At 62.1% G+C, this 7,793-nt stretch carries 5 protein-coding genes; 4 read left to right on the top strand and 1 reads right to left on the bottom strand.

Going from position 1 to position 7,793, the window contains the following annotated elements; genetic code table 11:
* The first annotated feature begins 48 nt into the window (after window positions 1-48).
* The 3 genes from PLL20_20870 (at window position 49) to PLL20_20860 (ending at window position 3,602) form a co-directional block, all read left to right on the top strand.
* The gene (locus PLL20_20870) at window positions 49-645 is read left to right on the top strand and encodes a 7-carboxy-7-deazaguanine synthase QueE (protein HPD32453.1); all 597 of its coding nucleotides are present in this window, start codon (window positions 49-51) and stop codon (window positions 643-645) included.
* 160 nt (window positions 646-805) lie between these two features.
* Window positions 806-1,819, top strand: coding sequence for an aspartate--ammonia ligase (gene asnA, locus PLL20_20865; GenBank protein ID HPD32452.1), 1,014 nt, complete (start codon window positions 806-808; stop codon window positions 1,817-1,819).
* A 166-nt stretch (window positions 1,820-1,985) separates the two neighbouring features.
* Window positions 1,986-3,602, top strand: a complete 1,617-nt coding sequence (locus PLL20_20860; protein ID HPD32451.1) for a ThuA domain-containing protein — start codon at window positions 1,986-1,988, stop codon at window positions 3,600-3,602.
* A 224-nt stretch (window positions 3,603-3,826) separates the two neighbouring features.
* Here the strand turns inward: PLL20_20860 and ilvD (PLL20_20855) are convergent, their stop codons facing one another.
* Entirely contained in the window at window positions 3,827-5,506 is a 1,680-nt protein-coding gene (gene ilvD, locus PLL20_20855) for a dihydroxy-acid dehydratase (protein HPD32450.1), read from the bottom strand.
* A gap of 288 nt (window positions 5,507-5,794) precedes the next feature.
* Here ilvD (PLL20_20855) and ilvD (PLL20_20850) point away from each other — a divergent pair, with 288 nt between their 5' ends.
* Window positions 5,795-7,621, top strand: coding sequence for a dihydroxy-acid dehydratase (gene ilvD / locus PLL20_20850; protein HPD32449.1), 1,827 nt, complete (start codon window positions 5,795-5,797; stop codon window positions 7,619-7,621).
* The last annotated feature ends 172 nt before the right edge of the window (window positions 7,622-7,793 follow it).

Below are 7,793 nucleotides of genomic sequence, written 5' to 3'. Positions count from 1 at the left end.
CGGCGGAGACTTGCCGAAATCGTCTGCCGCTTCGTACCTGCCATATCCATGGATACTTATCGCATCAATGAGATCTTCTATTCCCTGCAGGGCGAAGGGGTCCGCGCAGGGACACCGGCGCTGTTTGTTCGCTTCGCGGGCTGCAACCAGGTGTGTACCGCCGAGACGGTCGGTTTTGATTGCGACACCGATCATGCAGCGGCCAGGGAGATGACGCCGGCCGAGATCATCGGAGAGCTGCGATCGACGGGACCGCGATGCGAGTGGGTCGTTCTGACCGGTGGTGAGCCGGCCCTCCAGGTTGATCGCGATTTGATCGATGGACTGCACGAGGCCGGCTACAGACTGGCCATCGAAACCAACGGCACCATCGAGTTACCAGCCGGGCTCGACTGGATCACCGTGAGCCCGAAGGGGCCGGAGGGCCGTATCCGACAGCGGACGGCAAACGAGGTGAAATACGTGCTGACGGCCGGGCAGCCGCTCCCGACTTCCGCTGTTCGGGCGGACCATTACCTGGTCTCTCCGGCCTTTCGCAAAGGCCAACTGGATCCCGAAACGCTTTCCTGGTGCATTGGGCTTGTTCAAGACAATCCGCCGTGGCGGCTGTCGGTGCAACTGCACAAGCTGCTGGGCATTCGGTAGGCGAGATCCCGGGCCTGCCTGACGAACCCGCTTGCGGGCAACCTGTCCGCAGTGGTTTGTCTCGGCCGGATCGCCCGGCTACCATGTGGCCCCCGTTTGTTCGAACGGGAGGCTGGAAGGAGAGCCGGATTCGACCGGCGGTCATTACCGTGGAGATGGCATGAGTTACAAGCCGTTGCTCGACTTGAGGCAGACTGAAAGGGCGATTCGCTCGATCAAGGAGTTTTTTCAGACGAATCTGGCCGAATCGCTCAACCTTTTGCGGGTGAGCGCTCCGCTGTTCGTGCTGGCGGACACGGGGGTCAACGACAACCTGAACGGCGTTGAGCGGCCGGTGTCCTTTCCGATCAAGGGCATGGATGAACGGCGGGCGGAGATCGTCCAGTCGCTCGCGAAGTGGAAGCGGTTGGCCCTAGCCGACTACGGTTTCGGTCCGGGCGAGGGGTTGTATACGGACATGAACGCCATCCGGCCCGACGAGGTGCTCGACGAGATTCACTCCATTTATGTGGATCAGTGGGACTGGGAGCGGGTCATGCGGCCGGACGAGCGGAACCTGAACTTTCTGTACCGGGTCGTCGAACGCATCTATGAGGTGATCCGGCGAACTGAGCAGCACATTGCCGCCATTCACCCGTGCATCAAGCCGACGCTGCCGGACAAGATCCATTTCGTGCACTCGCTGGAACTGGAGAAGCGCTGGCCGGACCTGTCGCCCCGGGATCGCGAGAATCAGATTAGCAAGGAGCTTGGGGCGGTATTCATCATCGGCATCGGAGCCGGGTTGTCGAACGGTCAGCCCCACGACGGGCGGGCCCCCGACTATGACGATTGGATCACTCCCACCGAGCGCGGGCCGGGGCTCAACGGTGACATCTTCGTGTGGAACCCGGTGCTCAACCGGGGTTTCGAGCTTTCTTCGATGGGCATCCGCGTGAACGCCGATACGCTCAGGCAGCAGCTTGCGATCCGAAACGCCGAGGACCGTCTCAGCCTGCCGTTCCATCAGCGGCTTCTGGCCGGCGAACTGCCGCAGACCATCGGCGGCGGCATCGGCCAATCGCGCCTCTGCATGTTCTTTCTGCGTAAGGCTCACATCGGCGAGGTACAGAGCAGCATCTGGCCCGAAGAAAGCCGGGAAGATCTCCGACGGCGCGGCATTGTCCTTTTGTAGAAGGCATGCGGTGCCTGTCTGCATTGACGCCGGCGCCCGCATACCGGAACATGTTTCTGCGGTTGCATAATAATGAAGAGAAGACGAGGGCGCCACACGTCGGGCGGGCTTACCTCCGGCGGGCACAAGCACCTGCTAAAAAGTGTTGTTGAGGAGTTTTGCTTCTATGAAGAAAGCGTTGTTGATGATCGGGGGGGAGTATCACCCGTTCGAAACCTGCGGGTGGATCCTGGCGGATTTCCTCAAGAGCTACGGCACAGCCGAGTGTACGGTCACGTCGGACCGTGAAGCGTTCAGGAAACCGGGCGGCTATGACGTGGTGATCGTTTACACCCAGGGCGGCAAGCTGAGCAAGGCGCAGGAGAAGGGTCTGTGCGACTGGGTGGCCGGCGGCGGGGCATTCGTCGGCATCCACTGCGCCAACGATTCCTTCGTCGGCAACGAGCGGTACATGGAGATGGTCGGCACACAGTTTGTGGGGCATGGGCCGGTTTGCGAGTTCGCCGTCAACATCTCCGACCAGGAGCACGAAGTGTCGCGTCGTTTCAGCGAGTTCCGCATCACGGACGAGTTTTATCTGTGCAAGCGACGGACGAAGGCCGACCTGCACGCGGTGATGACCGGCAAGTGGCGGTTCGAGAAGCAGCCGGTCGCCTACGTTCGCGAATACGGCCAGGGACGCGTGTTCTACACCATTCTGGGCCACGACGAGCGGGCCTTTGGCCATCCAGCCTTCGGGAAACTGATCCACCGGGGCGTCTGGTGGGCTACGCGATCGAACAAGAATGAAACGGTGCGATGCGGCATTGTCGGATATGGTCCGACCTTCAGCATGGGCAAAGTGCACGCCGACTTCATTCGCAATACCGCAGGCCTGAGCGTGACGGCCGTTTGCGATATCGATCCGAGACGGACCGACGCCGCGACCAAAGAACTGCCGGACGTTCGCACCTTCGACAATCACAAGAAGATGGCCGCTTCCGGCCTGGTGGATATCGCGATCAACATTACCCCGCATAGCGTGCATGCCCCGTTGTCGCTTGACCTGTTGAGGGCGGGCATCGGTGTGGTCTCAGAGAAGCCTTTCTGCATCACCGTCGAGCAGGCGACGAGGATGATCAGGACCGCGCGCGAAAAAAAGGTCCTCCTCACTGTTTTTCATTGCCGGCGGCTGGATGCCGATTACCTGGCGATCAGGAAGATCGTGGACGACGGGCTCATCGGCGAGCCTTTTCACTGCGAGGCGTTCATGGGCGGCTATCAGCATCCCGGCGACTGGTGGCGATCGCACAAGCCGATCAGCGGCGGTGCGATTTATGACTGGGGAGCGCACTTTGTCGACTGGATTCTCAACTTGATGCCTTACAGGATGCAATCGGTTACCGGCTTTATGAGCAAGCGCGTCTGGCACGACGTCAGCAACGAGGACCACTGCAAGGCGATCATCCGTTTCGAGGGCGATCGGTCGGCCGAACTGGAGATTTCGAGCATTGCAGCCGTCGGCAAGCCGAAGTGGCGGATCTTAGGCACGAAGGGCGGGCTTATTTGCGACTGGAACAAGCCGGTACAGGTGACCCGTTACGCGGGCGGCGGCAGGGAGGAGATCGAGGTGCCATACGCGCAGGATGACTGGTCGCCGTACTACGCGAGATTGGCCGATCACCTGTTGGGAGGCGAACCGCTGATGGTCACGCCGGAAAGTGCCCGGCGGGTGATCGCGGTGTTGGAACTGGCGGAAAGGTCAAACAAGTCGGGCAAGGCCGAGCCGGTGCCGTTTGAATGAGTGGCCGGTCCGAGCGGCAGGTCTCTGCAGCCTCATCGCTGGCCTCAGAATCCATTCTGGGGCCTTTCGCGTGGAGGATTTCCATCCTCATTTGCGGCGAATGCGGAACGGATTCCGCCAAAGGAGGCGGCCCGGAATGGATTGCGGGCCGAGCGGGAGGTCTCCGGCGGCTTCGACCATGCCCTACCCTTCTCACACGTGCTCTGAGTGGCCCCGTTGGTCCGTCATTCATCCGTCACGCAGCCGAGCGAAGCCGGCTTGACGTTCTTGATGTACTTGTACAGCGTGCCGCGGGCGGCCTTGTAGGGTGGCATCGTCCAGGCGGCGCGGCGACGGGCCAGCTCCGCCTCCGGCAGATCAACGGACAGGGTATTCGTCTCGCCGTCAATGGTGACGACGTCGCCATCGCGAAGCAGGGCGATGGGCCCGCCTTCCTGAGCCTCCGGGCAGACGTGGCCGACGATGAAACCGTGTGAGCCGCCCGAGAAACGTCCGTCGGTGATCAACGCGACGTCCTTGCCAAGGCCGGTGGACATGATTGCCGCAGTTGGCGTAAGCATTTCGGGCATACCAGGGCCGCCTTTGGGACCTTCGTAACGGATGACCACCACGTCGCCCTTGCGGATTTGCTTTTTCTCCACGGCCGCGAGCATAGCCTCTTCGCAATCGAACGCGCGGGCCGGCCCGCTGAAACGCTTTCCTTCCTTGCCGGTGATCTTGGCGACTGCGCCGTCTGGGGCGAGGTTGCCGCGAAGAATGCGGATGTGACCGGTAGGCTTGATCGGTCGCTCGATGGGGTGGATCACGTCCTGGCCCGGACTCAGGCCCGGCAGGTCGGCCAGGTTCTCGGCCAGCGTTTTGCCGGTCACGGTGATGCAACCGCCATCCAGAAAGCCTTTTTCCAGCAGGTATTTCATGACCCCCGGCGTTCCGCCGGCCTTGTGCAGATCTTCCATGACGTACTTGCCGCTGGGTTTCAGGTCGGCCAGGAACGGCGTGCGGTCGGAGACCCGCTGGAAATCATCGATGGTCAACTCGACGCCGGCCGTGCGGGCCATGGCAATCAGGTGCAGGACTGAGTTTGTGGAGCCCCCCAGAGCCATCACCACTACCATGGCGTTCTCGAACGCCTGGCGGGTCATGATGTCGCGGGGCTTGAGGTCGAGCTCCAGGAGGTTTCGCATCATCTGGCCGGCGCGGAAGCACTCATCGAGTTTCGCTGGGTCCTCTGCCGGGATCGACGCGCTGTACGGCAAGGACATGCCGAGAGCTTCGATCGCGCTGGCCATGGTGTTTGCGGTGTACATTCCGCCACAGGCACCCGGGCCGGGGCAACTGCAACGGACGATCTGGTCGCGCTGGGCGGCAGTGATCTCTCCAGACAGGTACTGGCCATAAGACTGAGACGCCGAGACGATATCGATGGCTTGATTGCCGAGGTGGCCGGCGCGGATGGTCCCGCCGTAAATCACCAAGCCGGGGCGGTTGAGCCGGCACATGGCCATGACGCAGCCGGGCATGTTCTTGTCGCAGCCGGGAATGGCGATGCAGCCATCGTACCACTGGGCGGCCACGACCGTCTCGATCGAGTCGGCAATGATCTCGCGGGATTGAAGCGAGTAGCTCATGCCGTCGGTGCCCATGGCGATGCCGTCGCTGACTCCGATGGTGTTGAACCGCAACCCGACCATACCCGCGGACTGCACGCCCTCCTTGACTCGCAAGGCCAGGTCGTTCAGGTGCATGTTGCAGGGGTTGCCCTCCCACCACACGGCGGCGATGCCCACCTGCGGTTTTTTCATGTCGTCCTCGGTCAGGCCGACGGCGTAAAGCATCGCCTGAGACGTCCCCTGCGACTTGGGCTGGGTGATGCGGGAGCTGAACCTGTTTAGTGGTCCGGGCATGATAGCACTCCTATTATCAGCAATTGCGAGACGATTATAGCCATGTTGTCAGGTGATGCCATGCTTGCGGCCGGAGCACGGCGGGCCGCCGGCGGCTTGTCCACGGCTCGGCGCGGGCATGTCCGGCCGATTTGACATCGCAAATGCAGGATGGGAGACCATAGCGGAGGCAGAAGTTGCAGTCTGTGATGATGGGGTATAATGTCGCCTCCACGCCGGCGGGGACGCAGCCTTGATGACGCTGGCCTGTAGAAGCTTTCCAAGGTTCTAACAAGAGGTTGAATTGCTATGCGAAGTGATCTGATCAAGCGAGGCGTTGAGCGGGCGCCGCATCGGAGCCTGCTGAAGGGCACGGGCAATTATACGGATGGCGACATCGACAAGCCGTTCATCGCGGTGTGCAATTCGTACACCGACATCATCCCCGGCCATGCCCACCTGGACCGTGTCGGGTATTTTGTCAAGGAGGCCGTTCGGGTCGCCGGCGGCGTGCCTTTCATCTTCAATACCATTGGGATCGACGACGGCATCGCCATGGGCCACGCCGGCATGAAGTTTTCGCTGGCCACGCGCGAACTGATCGCCGATTGCGTCGAGTCGATGATCGAGGCACACCGCTTCGATGCGATGATCTGCATTCCCAACTGCGACAAGATCATCCCGGGGATGCTCATGGCCGCGGCCCGGTGCAATATTCCGACCATCTTTGTCAGCGGCGGGCCGATGGAGGCGGGCCGTACCAGCGACGGCAAGAAAGTCGATTTGATCAGCGCTTTCTACGCGGTGAGCCAGCACGCGGCCGGCCTGATGGATGAGAAGACCGTTCGCGATATTGAGGACCACGCCTGTCCGACGTGCGGGAGCTGCTCGGGCATGTTCACCGCCAACAGCATGAACTGTTTGTGCGAGGCCCTGGGCATGGCTCTGCCGGGCAACGGAACCATCCTGGCCACCAGTGAGGATCGCGAGAGACTGTATCGCCGGGCGGCCGAGCGAATCGTCGAGATGGCCAGGGCCGACGCGCCCAAGCCGCTGGACATCATGACCAAGCAGGCCTTCGAGAATGCGATGATTCTGGACATGGCCATGGGCGGCTCGACCAACACCGTGCTGCACATCCTGGCGATTGCCAATGAGGCCGGCGTCGATTTCACGCTCAGGGACATCGATGCCCTGTCGCTCAAGACGCCGAACATCTGCAAGATTGCGCCGTCTGCGGGCGACAACGGTCGTATTTACCACATTGAGGATTGTCACGCCGCCGGCGGGATCATGACCATTCTGGGCGAGGTGGCTCGCGGCAAGCCCGGCTTGCTTCATACCGAGACGATCACCGTCACCGGCAAGACGCTGAGGCAGAACATCGAGGACAGCGACATCCGCGTTCGCGGCGAGAGGGTCCGCACAGACGGGCTGAGCACCGCCAAGCGAAGCGAACTCAGCGTCTACACCGACAACGCCGAAAAGGGCGGAGCGGTGGTGGTGGACACCATTCAGAAGGGCGGTTTTGATCCCTTCGACTGCATTCGGACGGTTGAGAAGGCCTATTCGCAGCAGGGCGGGCTGAGCATCCTCTACGGCAACCTTGCTTCCGAGGGTGCGGTGGTGAAGACCGCAGGCGTGGACAAGGAGATGCTCAGGCACAGCGGCCCGGCGGTGATCTTCGAAAGCCAGGAGGACGCCTGCGAGGGCATCTTGAAGGGCAAGGTCAAGCCCGGTGACGTGGTGGTTATTCGCTACGAAGGCCCGAAGGGCGGCCCGGGCATGCAGGAGATGCTCGCTCCGACCAGCTACATCAAGGCACGGCCGGAACTGGCGAAGACCGTGGCCCTGATTACCGACGGGCGCTTCAGCGGCGGGACCGCAGGCGCCTGCATCGGCCACGTCAGTCCAGAAGCTGCGGCCGGAGGCACCATCGGCTTGCTCCGCAACGGCGACGTCATCGAAATCGATATTCCCGGTCACAGGCTGAGTGTCAAGCTGTCCGACGCCGAAATCGCCGAGCGTCGCAAGACCTGGACGCCGCCCAGACCGCGCTACACCAAGGGCTGCCTGGCCAAGTACAGCGCCCTGGCCACCAGCGCGAGCACCGGTGCGATCCTGAAGTGGGATTGAGAATCGCCGACGAGGGCGTCGGCGCTACGGGTCACGTGCCGATCAGGGTTTCGCGGCTGAGTGAATCGCCGACGGGGGCGTCGGCGCTACGGGCCACGTGCCGATCAGGGTTTCGCGGCTGAGTGAATCGCCAAGCGTCGCAAGACCTGGACGCCGCCCAGACCGCGCTACA

Source organism: Phycisphaerae bacterium, assembly GCA_035384605.1.
In the GTDB taxonomy this organism is placed as follows: Bacteria; Planctomycetota; Phycisphaerae; order UBA1845; family PWPN01; genus JAUCQB01.
Note: the sequence above shows the minus strand (reverse complement) of the source record. Positions and strands in the feature narration are given on the sequence as shown.